This is a genomic window from Streptomyces sp. LMG1-1-1.1, from assembly GCF_040815545.1.
In the GTDB taxonomy this organism is placed as follows: domain Bacteria; phylum Actinomycetota; class Actinomycetes; order Streptomycetales; family Streptomycetaceae; genus Streptomyces.
Window position 1 is genome coordinate 70,082 of sequence record NZ_JBFPNH010000036.1, and the last position, 21,837, is coordinate 91,918.

General features: G+C 72.5%; 17 protein-coding genes. 4 read left to right on the forward strand and 13 right to left on the reverse strand.

Annotation, left to right across the window (positions count from 1 at the left end):
• Positions 1–97: 97 nt before the first annotated feature.
• The 13 genes from MRBLMG1_RS21680 to rsmH form a co-directional block, all read right to left on the reverse strand.
• The gene (locus MRBLMG1_RS21680; RefSeq protein WP_367825750.1) at positions 98–817 is read right to left on the reverse strand and encodes a YggS family pyridoxal phosphate-dependent enzyme; all 720 of its coding nucleotides are present in this window, start codon (positions 815–817) and stop codon (positions 98–100) included.
• Positions 817–1,593 carry a peptidoglycan editing factor PgeF gene (gene pgeF, locus MRBLMG1_RS21685; RefSeq protein WP_367825751.1) on the reverse strand — a complete coding sequence of 259 codons (777 nt, stop codon included), beginning with the start codon at positions 1,591–1,593 and terminating at the stop codon, positions 817–819. Before pgeF ends, MRBLMG1_RS21680 begins: the two co-directional genes overlap by 1 nt.
• Complete coding sequence (gene ftsZ, locus MRBLMG1_RS21690; protein WP_367825752.1) at positions 1,590–2,804, reverse strand: cell division protein FtsZ; 1,215 nt, start codon at positions 2,802–2,804, stop codon at positions 1,590–1,592. The genes pgeF and ftsZ overlap by 4 nt, the downstream gene beginning before the upstream one ends.
• A gap of 277 nt (positions 2,805–3,081) precedes the next feature.
• A complete protein-coding gene (locus tag MRBLMG1_RS21695) occupies positions 3,082–3,885 on the reverse strand; it encodes a cell division protein FtsQ/DivIB (RefSeq protein ID WP_367825753.1) in 804 nt (267 codons plus the stop codon).
• Between the two features lie 27 nt (positions 3,886–3,912).
• Positions 3,913–5,007, reverse strand: a complete 1,095-nt coding sequence (murG, locus tag MRBLMG1_RS21700) for an undecaprenyldiphospho-muramoylpentapeptide beta-N-acetylglucosaminyltransferase (RefSeq protein ID WP_329856714.1) — start codon at positions 5,005–5,007, stop codon at positions 3,913–3,915.
• A gap of 6 nt (positions 5,008–5,013) precedes the next feature.
• Positions 5,014–6,354: a putative lipid II flippase FtsW gene (ftsW, locus tag MRBLMG1_RS21705; protein WP_367825754.1), complete on the reverse strand. Its 1,341-nt coding sequence runs from the start codon at positions 6,352–6,354 to the stop codon at positions 5,014–5,016.
• 56 nt (positions 6,355–6,410) lie between these two features.
• Positions 6,411–7,850, reverse strand: coding sequence for a UDP-N-acetylmuramoyl-L-alanine--D-glutamate ligase (gene murD / locus MRBLMG1_RS21710; protein WP_367825755.1), 1,440 nt, complete (start codon positions 7,848–7,850; stop codon positions 6,411–6,413).
• Positions 7,832–8,902, reverse strand: a complete 1,071-nt coding sequence (gene mraY, locus MRBLMG1_RS21715; protein WP_367825756.1) for a phospho-N-acetylmuramoyl-pentapeptide-transferase — start codon at positions 8,900–8,902, stop codon at positions 7,832–7,834. The genes murD and mraY overlap by 19 nt, the downstream gene beginning before the upstream one ends.
• On the reverse strand, positions 8,899–10,323 hold the full coding sequence (locus tag MRBLMG1_RS21720) for a UDP-N-acetylmuramoyl-tripeptide--D-alanyl-D-alanine ligase (RefSeq protein WP_367825757.1): 1,425 nt from the start codon (positions 10,321–10,323) through the stop codon (positions 8,899–8,901). Before MRBLMG1_RS21720 ends, mraY begins: the two co-directional genes overlap by 4 nt.
• Before the next feature lie 4 nt (positions 10,324–10,327).
• A complete protein-coding gene (locus tag MRBLMG1_RS21725) occupies positions 10,328–12,019 on the reverse strand; it encodes a UDP-N-acetylmuramoyl-L-alanyl-D-glutamate--2,6-diaminopimelate ligase (RefSeq protein ID WP_414721623.1) in 1,692 nt (563 codons plus the stop codon).
• 16 nt (positions 12,020–12,035) lie between these two features.
• Positions 12,036–14,018: a peptidoglycan D,D-transpeptidase FtsI family protein gene (locus MRBLMG1_RS21730; protein ID WP_367825759.1), complete on the reverse strand. Its 1,983-nt coding sequence runs from the start codon at positions 14,016–14,018 to the stop codon at positions 12,036–12,038.
• A gap of 7 nt (positions 14,019–14,025) precedes the next feature.
• Complete coding sequence (locus tag MRBLMG1_RS21735) at positions 14,026–14,754, reverse strand: FtsB family cell division protein (protein WP_367825760.1); 729 nt, start codon at positions 14,752–14,754, stop codon at positions 14,026–14,028.
• Positions 14,751–15,707, reverse strand: a complete 957-nt coding sequence (rsmH, locus tag MRBLMG1_RS21740) for a 16S rRNA (cytosine(1402)-N(4))-methyltransferase RsmH (RefSeq protein ID WP_367825761.1) — start codon at positions 15,705–15,707, stop codon at positions 14,751–14,753. The genes MRBLMG1_RS21735 and rsmH overlap by 4 nt, the downstream gene beginning before the upstream one ends.
• Before the next feature lie 322 nt (positions 15,708–16,029).
• Between rsmH and MRBLMG1_RS21745 the strand changes: the two genes are divergently transcribed.
• The 4 genes from MRBLMG1_RS21745 to MRBLMG1_RS21760 all read left to right on the forward strand — a co-directional run bounded on the left by MRBLMG1_RS21745 (position 16,030) and on the right by MRBLMG1_RS21760 (position 21,463).
• The gene (locus tag MRBLMG1_RS21745) at positions 16,030–16,569 is read left to right on the forward strand and encodes a beta-class carbonic anhydrase (protein ID WP_367825762.1); all 540 of its coding nucleotides are present in this window, start codon (positions 16,030–16,032) and stop codon (positions 16,567–16,569) included.
• Positions 16,570–16,713: 144 nt separating this feature from the next.
• Positions 16,714–17,733: an AAA family ATPase gene (locus tag MRBLMG1_RS21750; RefSeq protein ID WP_367825763.1), complete on the forward strand. Its 1,020-nt coding sequence runs from the start codon at positions 16,714–16,716 to the stop codon at positions 17,731–17,733.
• A complete protein-coding gene (locus MRBLMG1_RS21755) occupies positions 17,733–19,082 on the forward strand; it encodes a DUF58 domain-containing protein (protein ID WP_367825764.1) in 1,350 nt (449 codons plus the stop codon). Before MRBLMG1_RS21750 ends, MRBLMG1_RS21755 begins: the two co-directional genes overlap by 1 nt.
• Positions 19,079–21,463 carry a transglutaminase TgpA family protein gene (locus MRBLMG1_RS21760; protein WP_367825765.1) on the forward strand — a complete coding sequence of 795 codons (2,385 nt, stop codon included), beginning with the start codon at positions 19,079–19,081 and terminating at the stop codon, positions 21,461–21,463. The genes MRBLMG1_RS21755 and MRBLMG1_RS21760 overlap by 4 nt, the downstream gene beginning before the upstream one ends.
• Positions 21,464–21,837 lie beyond the last annotated feature (374 nt).

Consider the following 21,837-nt stretch of genomic DNA (forward strand, 5'->3'; position numbering starts at 1 on the left):
GATCGGCCTCGTCACCAAGTGCCGGCGATCCACGGGGCACCCCGCCGTTCTGCGGAATGACCATATTTTCTGCTGTGGTCCGACTTGCTTCGCGACGTTACCCGAGCTTCGGGCGGACGCCGAGTACCGCCGTACCGACGCGTACGTGTGTCGCCCCGGCCGCGACGGCCTCCTCGAGGTCCGCACTCATCCCTGCCGACACCATGTTCGCAGCCGGACGGGTCGCGCGCAGGGCAGTCGACAAATCCATGAGGCGGTCGAAGGCGGCGCGTTGCCGCCCCGCGTACGGGCCGGCGAGCGGGGCGACGGTCATCAGTCCGTCGAGCCGCAGCCCCGGCGCGGCGTCCACCGCGGCCGCCAACTCCTCGATCCCGTCGGGCGAGACACCGCCGCGGTCGCCCCGCTCGCCGGACTCGGCGTCGAGTGCGACCTGGAGCAGGCAGCCGAGCTCGCGGCCCTCTTTCTCCGCGGCCGCGGAGAGGGCGGAAACGAGCTTCAAGCGGTCGACGGACTGCACCACACCGGCATAACCCACCACGGATCTGACCTTGTTGGTCTGCAACTGACCCACGAAGTGCCAGGTCAGGTCAAGGTCGGCACAGGCGGCCGCCTTGGGGGCGGCGTCCTGGTCCCGGTTCTCGGCGACGTTCCGCACGCCGAGCCCGTGGAGGATTCTCACGTCGCTCGCGGGATAGGTCTTGGTGACCACGACAAGGGTCACCTCCTCCCGCGCGCGCCCGGCGGCGGCGCAGGCTGCGGCGATGCGCGCCTCCACCCGGGCCAGGTTCTCGGCGAGTTCCGACGTGCGGTCCGTCATCAGTTCTTTCCTGCCGGGGATCCGGGGGTCGCCCCCGGGGTGGATACAGCGTCCAACCAGACATATCCCGCGAGTCGCCCCGTGGTGCGGTCGCGGCGGTACGAGTAGTGGTCACCGGATTCCCGGGTGCAGACCGCGCTGGCCTGCCGGTCGGTGACGCCGAGCCGTTCGAGCTGGGCGTGGACCCCGGCGACGACGTCGACGGCCGGGGTTCCCCAGCTCGTCTCGGCCCAGGCCGCGGGTTCGGTCTCCGCGACCTCGGCCCGCATGGCCTCCGGCACCTCGTAGCAGCGCCCGCAGACGGCGGGGCCGGTGCGGGCGACGATACGGGCGGGGTCGGCGCCCCGGTCGATCATGGCCGCGACCGCGGCCGGGACCACTCCCGCGACCATCCCCGGACGCCCCGCGTGGGCGGCGGCCGCGACTCCCGCGACCGGGTCGGCGAGGAGGACGGGCACGCAGTCCGCGGTGAGGACGGCGAGCCCGAGTCCGGGCCGGGAGGTGACGAGCGCGTCCACCGCCGGGATCCCGGCGGTGCCCCACGGCCCGTCGACCCCGGCGACGTCCGCGCCGTGCACCTGGTTCATCCAGACCACCCGCGCCGGGTCGAGCCCGAGGGCGCCGGCGGCGCGCGCCCGGTTGGTCCGTACCGCTTCGGGGTCGTCCCCCACCGCTCCGCCGAGGTTGAGCTCCTCGTACGGAACGGCGCTCACCCCGCCCCACCGGTCGGTGAAGGCGAAGTGCGCGCCGTTCGCGTCGAAGCGATGTCCTATCACTTCAGGAAGTCCGGGACGTCCAGCTCCTCGGCCTGGCTGTCCGCGTAGGGACGGGCCGGCGGGACGACCGGCTGAGCGGGCGCCTGCGGGACCTCGTTGACGACCGGGGCGGGCTCGATCGGGGCGGCGGCGGGCTCCTCGCGGGGGGCCACGGTGCCGAGGCCGCCGAGCGGACGCGAGGTCTCGACGTGGCGGGGGGCCGGAGCCGGCTCCTCGCGCTTGGCCGAGACCGAGCCGATGATGTTGTCCCGGCGGGCCGGCGGCTGGCCGCCGTCGAAGCCTGCCGCGATGACGGTGACGCGGACCTCGTCGCCCAGGGCGTCGTCGATGACGGCGCCGAAGATGATGTTGGCCTCGGGGTGGGCCGCCTCGCTGACCAGCTGCGCGGCCTCGTTGATCTCGAAGAGACCGAGGTCGCTGCCGCCCGAGATGGAGAGCAGCACGCCGCGGGCGCCGTCGATGGAGGCCTCCAGGAGCGGCGAGGAGATCGCCATCTCCGCGGCGGCCACCGCGCGGTCGTCGCCACGGGCGGAGCCGATGCCCATGAGGGCCGAACCGGCCTCGGACATGACCGACTTGACGTCGGCGAAGTCGAGGTTGATGAGACCGGGGGTGGTGATGAGATCGGTGATGCCCTGGACACCGCTCAGCAGCACCTGGTCGGCCGACTTGAACGCGTCGAGCACGGAGACCTGGCGGTCCGAGATCGAGAGCAGTCGGTCGTTCGGGATGACGATGAGGGTGTCGACCTCTTCGCGGAGCTCGGCGATGCCGTCCTCCGCCTGGTTGGCGCGACGGCGGCCCTCGAAGGTGAACGGCCGGGTGACCACACCGATCGTCAGGGCGCCGAGCGAGCGCGCGATGTTGGCGACGACGGGCGCGCCGCCGGTGCCGGTGCCGCCGCCTTCGCCTGCGGTGACGAAGACCATGTCGGCCCCCTTGAGGACCTCCTCGATCTCCTCACGGTGGTCCTCTGCCGCCTTGCGACCGACGGCCGGGTTGGCCCCGGCCCCCAGGCCGCGGGTGAGTTCACGGCCGACGTCGAGCTTGACGTCGGCGTCGCTCATCAACAGCGCTTGCGCGTCGGTGTTGATCGCGATGAACTCGACGCCCTTGAGACCGACCTCGATCATTCGGTTGATGGCATTGACACCACCGCCGCCGACACCGATGACCTTGATGACTGCGAGGTAGTTCTGCGGTGCTGCCACGTCGAAGGCCTCTCGCCTCGAGTTACGTGTCGTCGCCGCGCGTTGGTCGCGCTGCTCCGACGGATGCCGATTGGGACGGTCCGAAACGCCGACCCGAACCCTAACGTTGAAGTTTAGGGTTACCAGTGTCTCTGTTCGCTGGACTCTTCCGAACAGGACACTAAGTCGACAAGTGGCGCACGTTCAACGAACACGCCGAACCTCCCGTTTTTCTTTTCACCCTATGTGATCACCCGTAGCGCTGGCCAACCAGGGTGCTGGCCAGCGGTGATGGCCGTCAACTTCCGGACGAGGCGGGCGCCGTGGGGGCACTTACGTCGAAGTGCCCCGCTTTGGGCGCCGCCTTCAGGAGGGCGGTCAACACTCGGGCCTTCACCGGGCCGTGCTCGGCGCTGCCCCAGAAGACCGTGCGGCCCTTGGTCAGCTCCAGAGTGACGGAGTCGTACGACGTGACGCGCACGACACGAGTGTCCCGGGCGATTTCCGCCGGGAGTTCACCCCGGACGCGGACCGCCTCGCGGAGCAGCCGGTCCGCGCCGAAGCGGCGCAGACTCGGGGAGGCCGCGCTGTCGAGGACCAGCCGGGGGACGCCGCGCGGGGCGGTGTCGACGGTGGCGAACCGCATTCCGGTCCCGTCCACTTCGGTGAACTTTCCGCCCTTTTCGACGAGCAGGACGGGCTGTCGTTCCGTCACTTTCAGCCCGATTCCGTGCGGCCAGGACCGGACGACGTCGATCGACTCGATCCGGGGGAAGGCGGCCCGGAGCCGGGCCTCGATCGCCTCGGTGTCGACGGTGACGAGTGGGGCTCCCAGGGGTACGGCGGCGGCGGTCTCGACCTCGCGGACGGTCAGGACCCGCGTGCCGGAAGTCTTCACACGTTCCACACGGAACCACGTGGATCCGTAGAGCGCCCAGAACCCGCCGGCGACGAGCGCGACCACGCCGAACACGACGAGCAGCAACCGGGGGGCGGGCACCCGGAACCGAACGTTCCGGGTACCCGTGGCGGACGACCGCTCCGCCGGCCCCTTCGACCTGCTGGCGCCGCTCTTCTCCGCGGTCGTCGGTCCGGCTGCCACCTGGCGCTCCTGCCTCTCGCCGCCGCGCTACGCCTGTCGGCGGGCGGCGATCGCCTCGTACACCATGCCGACGAGCAGGTCGTCGGCGTCCCGGCGACCGAACTCGGCGGCGGCGCGGGACATCTCGTACAACCGGTGCGGATCGGCCAGTACGGGCAGGACGTTGCCCTGCACCCACTGCGGCGTCAGCTCCGCGTCGTCGACGAGGAGTCCACCGCCCGCCTTGACCACCGGCTGGGCGTTGAGCCGCTGTTCGCCGTTGCCGATGGGCAGCGGGACGTACGCGGCGGGCAGCCCGACGGCGGAGAGCTCGGCGACGGTCATCGCGCCCGCGCGGCAGAGCATCATGTCGGCCGCGGCGTACGCGAGATCCATCCGGTCCACGTACGGTACCGGCACGTACGGCGGCATACCGGGCATGTTGTCGACGCGCGGCATTTCGTTCTTCGGGCCGACCGCGTGCAGGATCTGGATGCCGGAGCGCTGGAGCACCGGGGCGATCTGCTGGACGACCTCGTTGAGCCGCCGTGCGCCCTGCGAGCCGCCGGAGACCAGCAGCGTCGGCAGGTTGGGGTCCAGACCGAAGGCCGCGCGGGCCTCCGGACGCACCCGCGCCCGGTCGAGGGTCGCGATGGTGTACCGCAGCGGGATGCCGATGTACCGGGCGTTGCGCAGCTTGCTGTCCGGGGTGGCGACGGCGACCCCGGCCGCGTACCGCGAACCGATCTTGTTGGCCAGGCCCGGCCGGGCGTTGGCCTCGTGGACCACGATCGGCACCCCGAGCCGCTTGGCCGCGAGATAGCCGGGCAGCGCCACGTAGCCGCCGAAGCCGACCACGCAGTCCGCCTTGGTGCGCTCCAGGACCTGCTCGGCGGCCTTGATCGTGCCGCGCAGCCGTCCGGGGACGGTGATCAGCTCGGGGGTGGGCTTACGGGGCAGCGGTACGGCGGGAATGAGCGCCAACTCGTAGCCCCGCTCGGGCACGAGCCGGGTCTCCAGACCCTTCTCCGTGCCGAGCGCCGTGATCCCCACGCTGGGGTCCTGCCTGCGCAGGGCGTCCGCGAGGGCCAGCGCCGGCTCGATGTGGCCGGCGGTCCCCCCGCCGGCGAGTACGACATGCACCGAAATTCACCGCTCTCCGGACGGGCGCTTCTTGACGCGCCGTCGCATCGACTTCCATCTCACCCCGGCCCGCTTACCCCAACCGGGGCGGCGCATGGCCAGGGCCGCTTTCGCGGCGGGTTCCTGTCGCGCGAAGGCGATCAGGAGCCCGACGGCGAACATGGTCGGCAGCAGGGCCGACCCTCCGTAGGAGAACAGCGGGAGGGGGACACCGGCGATCGGCAGCAGACCGAGCACCGCACCGATGTTGATCACGGCCTGCGCCGTGATCCAGGTGGTCACGCCTCCCGCGGCGAACCTCACGAAGGGGTCCTCCGTGCCTCCGGCCACGCGGATACCCGCATAGCCTAGAGCCGCGAACAGGGCGAGTACCGACAGCGTCCCCGCGAGGCCCAGTTCCTCACCGGTGACCGCGAAGATGAAGTCGGTGTGCGCCTCGGGCAGTTGGCCCCATTTCTCCACGCTCGCACCGAGCCCGGATCCGAACCATCCGCCCGAGGCCAGAGCATAGATTCCGTGCGCGGCCTGGAGGCAGGGGGCTCCCTCGCCACCGGGGTCGGTCGCTCCGATGCAGTCGAAGCGCTTCATCCGGTTCGAGCTCGTCTTGATCAGCAGCACGCCGATCACCCCGGCCACCGTGAGCACCCCGACGAACAGGCGGGTGGGCGCTCCGGCCGTCCACAGCAGTCCGAAGAGGATCGCGGCGAGGATGATCGAGGTGCCCATGTCGCCGCCGAGCATGATCAGCCCGAGCAGCATGAAGGCGCCCGGGACCAGCGGCACCAGCATGTGCTTCCACTGGGTCAGCAGCCGCATGTCGTGCTTGCGGGCGAGCAGGTCGGCCCCCCACAGGATCAGCGCCAGCTTGCCGAACTCGCTGGGCTGGAGCTGGAAGGGGCCGCCGAGGGAGATCCAGTTCTGGTTGCCGTTGACCGCGTGCCCTATCCCGGGGATCTGCACGAGCACCATCAGGAAGACCGCGCCGACCAGGATCGGGTAGGCGAGCGCCCGGTGCAGCTTCACCGGCATCCGCGAGGCGGCCAGGAGCAGCCCGGTGCCCAGGAGCGCGGCGAAGAACTGCTTCCGGAAGAAGTAGGAGGGCACCAGCTCGTAGCGGAGCGCCGTGATCATCGAGGCGGAGTAGACCATCACGAGGCCGAGCGTGGTGATGAGCATCCCGGCGCCGATGATCACGTAGTAGGCCGTCAGCGGCCGGTCCCAGGCCTTCTGCGCCCGCCGGTAGAGCCGCCCAACGCCTCCGCCGCGGGGTCGCCGCGGGGTCGCGGGGGCCCGCCCTCCGCCGCGTGCGGGGGAAGGCCGGCGTGTCCCGACGATCTTGCTCGGCATGGTTCGCTGCCCCCTCCAGTCGTGCCCGGTCCGTCCGGACCCTCCCGCTGGTCAGGTCAGGCGTCCCCGGTGGCGGCGAGGGCGCGGACCGCGTCCGCGAAGACCTCGCCCCGCTTGTTGTAGTCGGTGAACATGTCCATCGAGGCGCAGGCCGGGGCGAGGAGGACCGTGTCACCCGGGCGGGCGAGCCGGGCCGCCTCGCGGACCGCCTCGGACATCGCCTCAGTGTCGGTCCGGTCGAGGTCCACCACCGGGACCTCCGGGGCGTGTCGCGCCAGGGCTTCGCGGATCAGCGCGCGGTCGGCGCCGATCAGGACGGCGCCGCGCAAGCGCTTCGCCGACTTCAGGACGAGGTCGTCGAAGGTCGCGCCCTTGGCGAGGCCGCCGGCGATCCAGACGATCGGGTCGTAGGCCGCCAACGAGGCTTCCGCGGCGTGGGTGTTGGTGGCCTTGGAGTCGTCGACGTACGCGACTCCCTGGACCTCCTCGACCAGTTCGATGCGGTGCGGGTCGGGGCGGAAGGCCTTGAGCCCGTCCCGTACGGCCTTGGCCTCGACGCCGAAGGCGCGGGCGAGGGCGGCCGCGGCGAGCGCGTTGGCGATGTTGTGCGGGGCCGGCGGCTGCACGTCGGCGACCTCGGCGAGTTCCTGGGCGTTCTTCTGCCGGTTCTCGACGAAGGCGCGGTCCACGAGGATGCCCTCGACGACGCCCAGTTGGGAGGGTCCCGGGGTGCCGAGGGTGAAGCCGATGGCGCGGCAGCCCTCCTCGACGTCGGCCTCGCGGACCAGGTCCTCGGTGACCTGGTCGGCGACGTTGTACACGCAGGCGACCTGGTTGCCCTCGTAGATCCGGCCCTTGTCGGCGGCGTACGCCTCCATGGAGCCGTGCCAGTCGAGGTGGTCGGGCGCCAGGTTGAGCACGGCGGCCGAGTGGACGCGGATCGAGGGCGCCCAGTGGAGCTGGTAGCTGGAGAGCTCCACGGCGAGGACGTCGTACGTCTCCTCGCCGAGGACGGCGTCGAGGAGCGAGACCCCGATGTTGCCGACGGCGGCGGTCCGCAGACCGGCCGCCTCCAGGATCGAGGCGAGCATCCGCACCGTCGTGGTCTTGCCGTTGGTGCCGGTCACCGCGAGCCAGGGAGCCGCGTCGGGCCCCCGCAGCCGCCACGCCAGCTCGACGTCGCCCCAGATCTCCACGCCCGCCTCGGCGGCGGCCGCGAAGAGCGGCTTGTCGGGCCGCCAGCCGGGGGTGGTGACGATCAGCTCGGTGCCGGACGGCAGGGTGGCCCCGTCGCCGAGGCGGACGGTGATGCCCTCCGCCTCCAGCTCGGCGGCCTGGGCCCGGGAGCGCTCGTCGTCGCCGTCGTTGACGACGGTCACGAGCGCGCCGCGGCCGTGCAGGACGCGGGCGGCCGGGATGCCGGACACCCCGAGCCCCGCGACGGTGACCTTCTTGCCGTTCCAGTCGAGCTGTTCCGTCACTTTTCCGCTGCCCATCCCGCGTAGAAGAGGCCCAGGCCCACGATCACGCACATGCCCTGGATGATCCAGAACCGGACGACGACCAGGACCTCGGACCACCCCTTGAGTTCGAAGTGGTGCTGGAGGGGGGCCATCCGGAAGACGCGCTTGCCGGTCATCTTGAACGAGCCGACCTGGATGACCACGGACATCGTGATCAGCACGAACAGGCCGCCGAGCAGGGCGATCAGCAGCTCCGTACGGGAGCAGATGGCGAGACCGGCGAGGGCGCCGCCGAGGGCCAGCGAGCCGGTGTCACCCATGAAGATCTTGGCCGGCGAGGTGTTCCACCACAGGAAGCCGAAACAGGAGCCCATCAGCGCGGAGGCGACGACGGCGAGGTCGAGCGGGTCGCGCACCTCGAAGCAGGCGTTGGGGTTGGTCAGGGTCATGGCGTTCGCACACGACTCCTGGAACTGCCAGAGCCCGATGAAGGTGTACGCGCCGAAGACCATCACCGAGGCGCCGGTCGCCAGACCGTCCAGACCGTCCGTGAGGTTCACGCCGTTGGACATGGCCAGGATCATGAAGAGGGCCCAGACCACGAACAGCACCGGGCCGATGGCCCAGCCGAAGTCCATGATGAAGGACAGCTTCGTGGAGGCCGGGGTGTTGCCGCGCTGGTCCGCGAACTGCAGCGCGAGCACCGCGAACGCGATGCCGACGATCAGCTGGCCGGCCATCTTCGCCTTGGCCCGCAGACCCAGCGACCGCTGCTTGACGATCTTGATGTAGTCGTCCAGGAAGCCGACCAGGCCCATGCCGGCCATCAGGAACAGCACCAGGACGCCCGAGTACGTCGGGTCCTCGCCGGTGATGACCTTGGCCAGGGCGTACGCGATGAGCGTGGCCAGGATGAAGGAGATGCCGCCCATGGTGGGCGTGCCCTTCTTCCCGGCGTGGCCGCGCGGGCCGTCGTCCCGGATGAACTGCCCGTACCCCTTGCGGGCAAGGAGCTTGATCAGCAGCGGCGTACCGATCAGGGTCAGGAAGAGCCCGATGGCCCCCGCGAAGAGGATCTGCCTCATCGGCCGGTGACCTCGCCCTCGGTGTCGAGCAGTGCCAGGGCGACCTGTTCGAGACCGACCGACCTGGAAGCCTTCACAAGGACGACGTCCCCCGGGCGCAGCTCACTGCGCAACAGGTCGACCGCCGCCTGCGCGTCGGACACGTGCACCGACTCCTCACCCCACGAACCCTCGTTATATGCGCCCAGTTGCAGCCAGGACGCTTCCCTGTCCCCGACCGCGACGAGCTTGCTGACGTTGAGCCGGACGGCGAGCCGTCCGACCGCGTCGTGCTCGACGAGCGATGCGTCACCGAGCTCGGCCATCTTGCCGAGCACCGCCCACGTGCGACCCCCTCGGGCCTGTGCGGCCCTGCCCATGGCCGCGAGCGCGCGCAGGGCGGCTCGCATGGACTCGGGGTTCGCGTTGTAGGCGTCGTTGACGACCGTCACGCCGTCCGGACGCTCGGTGACCTCCATGCGCCAGCGCGACAGGGTTCCCGCTTCGGAGAGCGCGGTGGCGATCTCTTCGACGGGCATGCCCAGCTCGTGCGCGACGGCGGCCGCTGCGAGCGCGTTCGACACGTGGTGCTCACCGTACAGGCGCAAGGTCACGTCGCTGCACCCGGTGGGTGTGTGAAGACGGAAAGAAGGCTGTCCGGACTCTGTGAGGTGGACGTTCTCGGCACGTACGGCCGCTTCGTCCGCTTCGCCGAAGAAGGTCACGCGGGCTTTGGTGCGGCTCGCCATCGCGCGGACGAGGGGGTCGTCGGCGTTGAGGACGGCGACACCGCCCTCCTCGGCGGACGGCAGGGACTCGACGAGCTCGCCCTTGGCCTCGGCGATCTGCTCCCGGCCGCCGAACTCGCCGATGTGGGCGGTGCCGACGTTGAGGACGAGGCCGATGCGGGGCGGGGTGAGACCGGTGAGGTACCGGATGTGCCCGATGCCGCGGGCGCCCATCTCCAGGACCAGGTGCCGGGTCTCGTCGCTCGCGCGGAGCGCCGTGAGCGGCAGGCCGATCTCGTTGTTGAGCGAGCCGGGCGTCCAGACGGTGGGCGCGTGGCGGTCGAGGACCTGGGCGATCAGGTCCTTGGTGGACGTCTTGCCGGCCGAGCCGGTGAGGGCGACGACATCGGTGCCGAGCCGTTCCACGACCGTGCGGGCGAGGGCTCCCAGCGCGGCCTGGACGTCGTCGACGACGATGGCGGGGGCGCCGACGGGCCGGGCGGCGAGCACGGCCACCGCACCCGCCTCGACGGCGCGCTCGGCGTAGTCGTGGCCGTCGACGTGCTCGCCGGCGAACGCCACGAAGAGGCTGCCGGCCCGCACTTCACGGGAGTCGATGACGACGGGACCGGTGATCCGGGCGTCCGGATCCGGTATGTCGTGCGCCTGCCCGCCGACGATTGCGGCGACCTCGGCGAGGGAGAGGGCGATCACTGCTTCATCCCTGACTGTTCTGGTGGCTGGCTTCGTCGCCGTCGTCCGCCGGGGCGGCCTTGGCGTTCTGTTCGAGGATCGCCGCGCGCAGGACCTCGCGGTCGTCGAAGGGGCGGACCACTCCGGCGGTCTCCTGGCCCTGCTCGTGGCCCTTGCCGGCGACCAGGACGGTGTCGCCCGGCCGGGCGCGGGCGACGGCCGCGGCGATGGCGGCGGCGCGGTCGGCGAGGACGAGGACCTCGCCGCGTTCCTCCGCGGGGACCTCCGCGGCGCCCGCGAGCATGGCGGCGAGGATCCGGAGCGGGTCCTCGGAGCGGGGGTTGTCGGAGGTCAGGACGGCGGTGTCGGCGAGCCGGGCGGCCGCGGCGCCCATCGGGCCGCGTTTGGTGGTGTCCCGGTCGCCGCCGCAGCCGATGACCACGTGCAGCGTGCCCTCGGTGACCTCGCGCAGGGAGCGCAGGACGGACTCGACGGCGTCCGTCTTGTGCGCGTAGTCGACGACGGCGAGGTACGGCTGGCCGGCGTCGACGCGCTCCAGGCGGCCCGGTACGCCGGGGACGGCGGCGATGCCGTCGGCGGCGGCCTTGGGGTCGAGGCCCGCGGCGGCGAGGGTGACGATCGCGGCGAGGGTGTTCGCGACGTTGAAGGGGCCGGGCAGCGGGGCGGTGGCGGGGATCCGCTCGCCGTCCGGGCCGACTGCGGTGAACGTCGAGTCGTGGGATCCGAGGACCAGGTCCTCGGCGCGCCAGTCGGCGTCGGCGAGGCCGTCGGCGGAGAAGGTGACGACCGGGACGGCGGCCTCCTTGGCGAGCCTGCGGCCGTACTCGTCGTCGAGGTTGACCACGCCGAGGCGGCTTCGCCCGGGCGTGAAGAGCGAGGCCTTGGCCCGGAAGTAGTCCTCCATGTCGGAGTGGAACTCCATGTGCTCCGGGCTGAGGTTGTTGAAGACGGCGACGTCGAAGACGCAGCCGTCGACCCGGCCGAGCACGAGGGCGTGGCTGGAGACCTCCATGGCGACGGCCTCGACGCCCCGCTCGCGCATGACGGCGAAGAGCGCCTGGAGGTCGGTGGCCTCGGGGGTGGTCCGCTCCGACTTGATGCGCTCGTCGCCGATCCGCATCTCGACGGTGCCGACGAGGCCGGTCTTCCGGCCGGAGCCCCGCAGGCCGCCCTCGACGAGGTAGGCGGTGGTGGTCTTGCCGGAGGTGCCGGTGATGCCGATCTGGAGGAGGTCGGCGCCGGGCCGCCCGTAGATCTCGGCGGCGAGTTCGCCCATCCGGCCGCGCGGGTCCTCGACGACCAGGACCGGGAGGCCGGTCGCGGCGGCGCGTTCGGCACCGGCCGGGTCGGTGAGGATCGCGGCGGCGCCGAGTCCGGCGGCCTGGGCGACGAAGTCGGCGCCGTGCGCCCGGGCGCCGGGCAGGGCCGCGTACACGTCGCCGGGGCGCACCGCCCGCGAGTCGTGGGTGATGCCCGAGATCTCGGCGGCCCCGGGGGCGTCGACCCCCAGGTGTGCGGCCAGGTCGCCCAGGGGTGTCGGGCGGGCCTGCTCCGGACGGGGCGGGGCGGTTCGGTACTGATCAGCGTGTGGCACGGCGGTGAGCGTACCGGGCGCACCCTGTACGGGGCCAAAAGAGCCCGGGGCGTCGCCGGAGTTCGATTTCCGGTTCCCGGAATGGGGGGTGATCGTTGTCACTGGTGCTCCCGGAGTGTCACGGGGTGGGGACGAAGTCGACCGGCAGTCGGGCGGGCGCGCTGCCCGTGGGGGCGATGTGGAGGGTCTTGAGGGAGAACTCCATGACCTTCTTGTAGATGGGTCCGCAGATCTGGCCGCCGAAGTAGTTCCCCTTGGTGGGGTTCTGGATGGCGCAGTAGACGGTGATCTGCGGGTCGTCGGCCGGGGCGAAGCCGGCGAAGGAGGCGGTGTACCCCTTGTAGCGGCCGAGTTCGGGGTCGACGCGGTTGGCGGTGCCGGTCTTGCCGGCGACGCGGTAGCCGGGGATCGCGGCCTTGGTGCCGGTGCCCTCCCGGTCGTCGACGACGGACTCCAGCATCTTGGCGAGGGTGCCGGCGGTCTTCTCGCTGACGACCCGGGTCTCCTTGGGCGCGGGGGCCGGGGTGAAGCGCCCGTCGGGGCCCTTGGTGCCGCGGATGAGGCTGGGTTCGACGCGTACGCCCTTGTTGGCGATGGTCGAGTACACGGAGGCGGCCTGCATGGCGTTCACGGAGAGGCCCTGGCCGAAGGGGATCGTGTACTGCTGCGAGGTGGACCAGTCCTCGGGCTTGGCGAGGATGCCGGCGGTCTCCCCCGGGTAGTCGAGGCCGGTGGGGCCGCCGATGCCGAACTTGCGCAGGTACGAGTGGAGGACCCGGTTGGACTCGGGCTGGGTGGCGCCGAGCCGGCCGGTGGCGAGGATGGTGCCGATGTTGCTGGACTTGGCGAGGACGCCGTTGAGGGTCAGGTACCAGGTCTTGTGGTCGACGTCGTCCTTGAAGAGCCGGTCGCCGCGGTGGAGCCGGTTGGGGACGGTGACGTGGGTGCCCGGGGCCGCCTTGCCCTCCTCCAGGACGGCGGCCATGGACATGACCTTGCTGGTGGAGCCGGGCTCGTAGGCGTCCTGGAGGGCGGCGTTGCCCATGGAGGCCGCGTTCGCGGCGGAGAGGTCGTTGGGGTCGAAGCCGGGGGCGTTGGCCATCGCGAGGACCTCGCCGGTCCTGGTGTTCTGCACGATGACGTAGCCGCGGTCGGCCTTGGACTTCCTCACCTGGTCGGTGATGGCCTGCTGGGCGGCCCACTGGATGTCCCGGTCGATGGTGAGCTCGATGTCGGAGCCGGGGACGGCGGGGGTGCCCTGCGAGCCGGCGGTCGGCACCTGGCGGCCGCCGGACTGGGTGAAGCGGATCGTGCCGTCCTTGCCGGCCAGCTCGGGGTCGAGCATCGACTCGACGCCGCCGGCGCCCCGGCCCTCGGCGTTGACGTAGCCCAGTATCCCGGCGGCGAGTTCGCCGTTCGGGTACACGCGCTTGGTGCTGGGCTCGCTGAGGACGCCGCCGAGGAGGTTGACGCCGTTGCCGCCGGCGGAGCGCTGGGCCTTCTGCCCGTAGACCCGCTTGAGGTCCTTGATCTGGTTCCAGACCTGCGGGGTCTGCTTGCGGGCGAGCAGGGTGTAGCGGGACTTGGGGGTGCGGAGCTTCTTGGCGAGCTCGGCGGGCTCCTTGCCCAGGAGGGGCGCCAGGAGGGCGGCGGCCTGCTCGGGGGCGTCGGCGACCTTGGACTCCTCGGGGGTGAAGAGCTTGGGGTCCGCGGTGATGTCGTACGCGTCGACGCTGGCGGCGAGCGCGATGCCGTTGCGGTCGGTGATCTCGCCGCGGTCGGCGGAGAGCGTGTACTCCTGGAAGCGGTACTTGTCGGCCTTGGCCGCGTACGCGCTGGCGTCGACCGCCTGGACCTGGAGCAGCCGCACCACGAAGGCGATCATGACGAGGGTCAGGCCGAGGGAGACCAGGCGCAGGCGGGGCCTCGGGCTGCCGAGCCTGATGGTGCGGGGCTGCCGGGCCTGCGGCCGGGGCGCGGTCCGCTTCGCGGCCGGGCGCGGGGCGGGACGGGACGGGCGGGCTCCGGCGGAGGCGGGCCGGGGGCGGGCGGGCCGTGCAGGTCCGGGGACGCGCCGGCGCGGGGGCTCCTTGGGGGGCACTGCTCGGTCACCTGCCGGAAGTGGTCGTAGGGGTGGCGGGTGCGGGCGCCCGCCGTGCGGGGCCGGACCCGGTGGAGCCCGGCGTGGTGGGACTTGTGCCGGGTGGGCCGGCGTCCGTGTCGGCCGGGTCGGTGTTCGCCCGTGGTGTTCCCGTGTTCGCCGGGTACGGAGCGGTGTTCGTGTGGCTGCCGAACGTGCCGACGCCCGCGTCGGCGGTTGAGGTACGGGGCTCCGTGGTGGCACCGGTCCGCGTGGCCTCCGTGGTCGCGGGGGCACCTGTGCCCGGCGGTGCCGATGGGGCCGTGGAGGTGGGCGACGGGGGCTTCGGCGTGGTCGGTGTCGGCTTCGGCGTCGGGCTCGGCTTCGGGGCGACGGCGACGGAGGGCTCGCCGAGGACCTTGCCGTCGGGGCCGAGGAAGGCGGGGCTGCCGCCCGGGACCATGCCGAGCTCGCGGGCCCGGCGCTCCAGTGCGTCGGGCGCCGCGTAGTCGTCGACGTCCCGCTGGAGCGCCTGCTGCTCGTCGGTCAGCTCGGTGGTCTTGGTCTTGAGCTCGTTCAGCTGGAAGGAGCCCTGGTTGAGGGCCGAGTTCAGCAGGAGCAGGGAGATGAGCCCGCCGCCGAGCAGCACGACGACGAGCAGGACGAAGGGGGTACGGGCGGCCGAGCTCGGCCCCGACGGCATGAGCCGTCCGAGCCGCGCGGCCCGCCCTTTGAGCGGCCCCTTCGCCGTGCTCACAGCACGTCCTCCCGGATGCGCTCGACACCCCGGAGCCGGGCCGGTGCGGCGCGCCGGTTCTCGGCGACCTCCTCCTCGGTGGGCAGCTCGGCGCCCCGGGTGAGCAGCTTCAGGCGCGGCTGGTACTTCTCCGGGACGACCGGCAGACCGGGCGGGGCGGTGGTCGCCGCGCCCGCCGCGAAGACGCCCTTGACGATCCGGTCCTCCAGGGACTGGTACGAGAGGACGGCGACCCGGCCGCCGACGGCGAGGGCCTTCACGGCCGCCGGGATGGCCTTCTCGACGCTTTCCAGCTCGCGGTTGACCTCGATGCGCAGGGCCTGGAAGGTGCGCTTGGCCGGGTTGCCGCCGGTGCGCTTGGCGGCCTGGGGCAGGGCGTCGCGGATGAGCTCGACGAGCCGGGCGCTGTTGCTGAACGGCTCCTTCTCGCGCTCGCGCACGACCGCGGAGACGATCCGCTTGGCCTGCTTCTCCTCGCCGTACGCGCGGAGGATGCGGACCAGCTCGCCGGGCGCATAGGTGTTGAGGACCTCGGCCGCGCTGATGCCGGTCGTCTGGTCCATGCGCATGTCGAGCGGCGCGTCCTGGGCGTAGGCGAAGCCGCGGTCGGCCTCGTCCAGCTGCATGGAGGAGACGCCGAGGTCGAAGAGGACGCCGTCGACCTTCGGGATGCCGAGCCGGTCGAGGACCTCGGGCAGTTCGTCGTACACGGCGTGGACCAGGGTGGCCCGGTCGCCGTACGGGGCGAGCCGCTCGCCGGAGAGCCGCAGGGCCTCCTTGTCGCGGTCGAGGGCGACGAGCCGCACCTCGGGGAACCGCTTGAGCAGGGCCTCGCTGTGGCCGCCGAGGCCCAGGGTGCAGTCGACGACGACCGCGCCGGGGCGCTCCAGTGCGGGGGCCAACATGTCCAGGCACCGCTGGAGCATCACCGGGACGTGTCGGTCGTTGCTCAATGCGCCCTCTCAGAACCGGCGCGGAGGCACGTACCGCGGGAGGGGCCGAGCCGTAGGTACCGCCGCACACACGGGGAGAAACCGCGGGAACCGCTCGATGTCTCCGTTAACTTCGCGTCACTTTAGTCCACCGGACGCGCCGGTCAATCAACCGGCTGGCGCGTCGCACGGCGCCGGTCGACCGGGCGGACATTCCGGACGCCTCACTCGTTCGGGTCCATGATCCCGCCGCCTGTGGATTAGCTCACAACAAGACTCGATGGCGTTCTTTGTCCCCTCTCACAGCAGGCCCGGGCCGCTTGTGCCCGTTAACGTCGGATGCATGTCGACCTCCGCGCACACCTCCGCCGACGCCATACGTACCGGCGCCTCGGTCACCGACCGTCTCGTCGAGGCCAACGAGAACTACGCCGCCGGCTTCACCGACCCCGGAATGGACGCGCGCCCCGTGCTGCGCGTCGCCGTCGTCGCCTGCATGGACGCCCGTCTCGACCTGCACGCGGCCCTCGGCCTCCAACTCGGCGACTGCCACACCATCCGCAACGCGGGCGGCGTGGTCACCGACGACGTCATCCGCTCCCTCACCATCAGCCAGCGCGCCCTCGGCACCCGCAGCGTGATGCTGGTGCACCACACGGGCTGCGGTCTCGAGTCGCTCACCGAGGACTTCCGGCACGAGCTGGAGGACGAGGTCGGCCAGCGCCCCGCGTGGGCGGTCGAGGCCTTCCGCGACGTGGACCAGGACGTCCGCCAGTCGATGCAGCGGGTGCGGACCTCCCCCTTCCTGCTGCACTCCGACGACGTCCGGGGCTTCGTCTTCGACGTGACGACCGGTCTGCTGCGCGAGATCGACCCGGCGTAAACGCCCAAACCTCGGCATTTCCCCCGCACTTGTCCACGAGCAAGTGACACGACCCGGCCACGGCAACAACAATGCCCGGGTGGACACCCCCCGAACATCCCGCGGGGGCAGGTGTCCGTGTTCCGGAAGGCCGAGGAGGGCCGGGTGACGACCTATGACGATCGAGCGAGCCTCACTGATCTGACCACCACCGCGGAGCGAGTCCGCAGGTCGGTGGAGAGCGTGATCGAGGGCAAGCCCGAGGTCGTACGGCTTTCGCTGACCGTGCTGCTCGCCGAGGGACATCTCCTCATCGAGGATGTCCCCGGCGTCGGCAAGACCATGCTGGCCAAGACGCTGGCCCGGTCCATCGACTGCTCGGTGCGCCGCATCCAGTTCACCCCCGACCTGCTGCCCTCGGACGTCACGGGCGTGTCGATCTTCGACCAGCAGCGCCGGGAGTTCGAGTTCAAGCCCGGCGCGATCTTCGCCCAGATCGTGATCGGCGACGAGATCAACCGCGCCTCGCCGAAGACCCAGTCCGCGCTCCTCGAGTCCATGGAGGAGCGCCAGGTCACCGTCGACGGCCAGACCTACGAGCTGCCCAGCCCGTTCATGGTCGTCGCCACCCAGAACCCGGTCGAGATGGAGGGCACCTACCCGCTGCCCGAGGCCCAGCGCGACCGCTTCATGGCCAAGGTCTCCATCGGCTACCCGAGCGCCGAGGCCGAACTCCAGATGCTCGACGTCCACGGCTCGGTCTCCCCGCTGGACGACCTCCAGCCGGTCGCCCACGCCCACGACGTCATGAAGCTGATCGAGGCGGTCCGCGCGGTCCACGTCGCCGACGCCGTACGCCGGTACGCGGTCGACCTCGTCGCCGCCACCCGCACCCACCCCGACCTGCGCCTCGGCGCCTCCCCCCGGGCCACGCTCCACCTGCTGCGGGCCGCCAAGGCCTCCGCCGCGCTCAGCGGCCGCGAGTACGTCCTGCCCGACGACCTCCAGGCCCTCGCCGCGCCCGTCCTCGCCCACCGGCTGCTGCCGACGGCACAGGCCCAGCTCAACCGGCGCACCGCCGAGCAGGTCGTCCAGGACATCCTCCAGCGCACCCCCGTCCCGGCCGCTGCCCCGCCCGCCGGACCGATCTACGGCCAGCAGCAGCCCGGCGCCCGGCGGCTGTGATGACGACCGCTGCCGTACCGGACGGACAGCGGGAGGACGACGACCGGGGCGGCCTGCGGGCCGCCCTGGGCGGTCTCACCACCCGCGGCCGCTCCTTCCTCGCCGCCGGCATGGCCGCCGCCGTCTGCGCGTACGTCCTCGGCCAGGCCGACCTGCTGCGCGTCGGGCTGCTGCTCGCCGCCCTGCCGCTGATCTGCGTCCTCGTGCTGCACCGCACCCGCTACCAGGTCGCCGCCTCCCGCCGCCTCGACCCCCAGCGGGTGGAGGCGGGCACCGAGGCCCGCGTCCAACTGCGCGTGGAGAACGTCTCCAAGCTCCCCACCGGGCTGCTCATGCTCCAGGACCACGTGCCGTACATGCTGGGCCCCCGCCCCCGCTTCGTCCTCGACCGGGTCGAGGCCGGCGGCCGGCGCGAGGTGTCCTACCGGGTCCGCTCCGACCTGCGCGGCCGCTTCCCGCTCGGCCCGCTTCAGCTGCGGCTCAACGACCCCTTCGGGATGTGCGAGCTGACCCGCTCCTTCAGCGCCTACGACACCCTCACCGTCGTCCCGCGGACCGTTCCCCTGCCGCCGGTCAAGCTCACCGGCGAGGCCTCGGGATACGGCGACGGACAGCAGCGGTCCCTCGCGCTCGCCGGCGACGACGACATCATCCCCCGCGCCTACCGGCACGGCGACGACCTGCGCCGCGTGCACTGGCGCTCCACCGCCCGCTACGGCGAGCTGATGGTCCGCCGCGAGGAACAGCCGCAGCGGGCCCGCTGCACCGTCCTCCTCGACACCCGCCGGATCGCCTACCAGGGCTCGGGCCCCGACTCCGCCTTCGAATGGGCCGTCTCCGGCGCCGCGTCCGCCCTCGTCCACATGCTGGCGCGCGGCTACGCGGTCCGGCTGCTCACCGACACCGGCAGCGCCGTGCCCGGCGAGGGCTCCGAGGGCTTCGCCGGCACGGCACAGGAATCGGCCGACTCCGCCGGACTCCTGATGGACACCCTCGCGGTCGTCGACCACTCCGAGGGCGGCGGGCTCTCCCGCGCCTCCGACGTGCTGCGCGGCGGGAGCGAAGGGCTGCTCATCGCCTTCGTCGGCGACCTCGACGAGGAACAGGCCGCCCTCACCGCCCGGATGCGCGGACGCAGCGGCGGTGCCATCGCCTTCGTCCTCGACTCCGGTACCTGGCTCACCGGCGGCGCCGTCTCCGGCGCGGTCGAGGACCGGGTGCAGCAGCTGCGGGAAGCGGGCTGGACGGCACTCGCCGTACCGGCCGGGGCCCGGCTCGCCGATCTGTGGCAGCAGGCCGCCGGAGCACGCGCGGAATCCGCCGCGGACACCTACGGAGGCTGGTCATGAGCGGCCGCGCACGGCTGACACTCGCCGCCTGGGGCGCCACCCTGATGGCGTCCGGGGCGCTGCTCCCCCTGGTGAAGCCGGCGACCTGGATCTTCACCGCCGCCTTCGTCCTCGCGCTGGTCAGCGGGGTCGGCACCCTGGCCCGGCGGGTACCGCTGGCCCGGCCGCTGACCCTCCTCGCCCAGATCGCCGTCACGCTCCTCGCACTGACCGTGATCTTCGCGCGGGACCACGCGATCCTCTGGGTGATCCCCGGCCCGCGGGCATTCATGCACGCCGCCGGGCTGCTCATGGCCGGCGCCGACGACGTCGGCCGGTACGCGATCCCCGCGCCGGACACCGAGGGCATCAGGCTCATGCTGGTCGGCGGCGTCGTCGCGATCGGGCTCCTGGTGGACTCCCTCGCCGTCACCTTCCGCAAGGCGGCCCCGGCCGGTCTGCCGCTGCTCGCCCTGTACTCGGTGGCCGCCGGGCTCTCCGGCGGCGGCGCGGGCTGGCTGTGGTTCCTCCTCGCCGCCTCCGGTTACCTCCTGCTGCTCCTCGCCGAGGGCCGCGACCGGCTCTCCCAGTGGGGACGGGTCTTCGGCGGGGCCCAGCGCTCCGGCCGGCCCGGCTCCACCGTCGCCGGCGGCACCGCCTTCGCACCGGCCCGCACCGGACGCCGGATCGGCGTCGTCGCCATGGGCATCGCGCTCGTGGTGCCGCTCGCGCTGCCCGGGCTGAGCGGCGGGCTGTTCGGCAGCGGCGAGGGCGAGGGAGGCGCGGGCACCGGCAAGGGCGGCACGATCTCGGCCGTGAACCCGCTGGTCTCCCTCCAGGACAACCTGCGCCAGCCGGAGGACCGGGAGGTCCTGCGCTACCGCACCAACTCCCGCAACACCAGCGACCTGTACCTGCGGCTCGTCGCGCTCGACCAGTTCGACGGCACCTCGTGGAAGTCCTCGGTCCGCCCGATCGAGGCCGTGCCCAAGCAGCTGCCCTGGCCGCAGGGACTCTCGCAGAGCGTCCAGATCACCGAGGTGACCAGCAACGTCGTCGCCTCCGACGCGTACCGGCAGAAGTGGCTGCCGATGCCGTTCCCGGCGGGCCGGGTCGACATCGACGGACGCTGGCGGTTCGAACCGGCCGGGCGGATGCTCGTCGGCGACGACAAGCAGACCACCGGAGGCGCCCGCTACCAGGTCACCAGCCTCGACATCCGGCCGACGTCCGCCCAGCTGTCCGTCGCAGGGCCCGCGCCCGAGAAGCTCCGCCGCGAGTACACCAAGGTGCCCGACTCGCTCCCCGCCGACGTGCGGGCGACGGCCCTGACGGTCACCAAGGGCGCCCGCAACGACTACGAGCGCGCCGTGCGGATCCAGGACTGGTTCGCCCGCGACGGCGGCTTCCGCTACGACGTCGACGTCGAGTCCGGCACCGGCGTCCAGGCGATCTCCCGCTTCCTGAAGGACAAGCAGGGCTTCTGCGTCCACTTCTCCTTCTCCATGGCGGCGATGGCCCGCTCGCTCGGCATCCCGGCCCGGGTGGCCGTCGGCTTCACCCCCGGCACCACCCAGACCGACGGCTCGGTCTCCGTCGGCATCCGGGACGCGCACGCCTGGCCCGAGCTGTACTTCGAGGGCGCCGGCTGGACCCGGTTCGAGCCGACGCCCGCGCGCGGTTCCACCCCCACCTACACCCGGGAGACCACGCCCTCGGGCACGGCCACCGGTCCCGCGCAGCCCCAGCAGAGCGCCTCGGCCCAGCCGTCCGCCGCGCCGAGCGCCTCCGAGAACTGCACCCCGCAGATGCGGCGCCTCGGCGACTGCGGTCCGGACGCGGCCGCCGGCGGTGCCTCCTCCGGCGGATCGGGACCGGCGCCGATGACCGTGGTCCTCATCTCCCTCGCGGCGCTCGCCGTCGTCGTCCTGCCGCTCGTCCCGCTGCTCTGGCGGGCCCGGATCCGGGCCCGCCGCCTCGGATCCGACGGCGGCCGCGGTCCCGCGGAGACCGCGGCGCGCACGCTCGCCGTCTGGCAGGAGATCAACGACACCGCCTGGGACTACGGGATCGAACCCGACGAATCCCGGACGCCGCGGAACACGGCCGCCCGGCTCATCCGACTCGGTGAGCTGCACGGCGAGTCCGCGGACGCGGTGCAGCGGGTCGCTCGGGCCGTCGAAGAGGTCCTCTACTCCCCTCGCCCGACGCCGGCCGCCGGGCTCGCCGAGGACGCGTGGCTCGTCCGTGCGGGCTTCCACGCCGCCGCGGACCGGTCGGCCCGGCTCCGAGCCCTCCTCGCCCCCCGCTCCGCCGTCCGCCTCCGCCACTCCCTCTCCACCCGCTGGACCTCCACCCTCACCGCCCTCACCCCCCGCCTCCCCACCCGCAACCCCACCTGACCCTCCGCCCCGCCTGACACCCCGGGCGCGGCCGCCCCACCTGACATCTGGGCGCGACCCGAGCCCACACCCCGGGCGCGCTCCGAGCCCACACCCCAGGCGCGGTCCGACCCCCTGACACCCCGGGCGCGGCCCGACCCCACACCCCGGGCGCGGCCCGAGCCCACACCCCAGGCGCGGCCCGACCCCACGCGGGGCCGGACCGCGCCCACTCCCTTGCCCGGTCGGCCCTTGCACCCGGGCTCCGCCCACCCCTCGCGCGGGCCGCGCCCGCCTGCCCCCGCCACCCACCGCCTTGCGGGCCGCGACCCCCACCGTGTCCGGGCCGAGCCCCACCGCCGCCTGCGGGCTGCGCCCGCCGCCGTCGCCCGCTC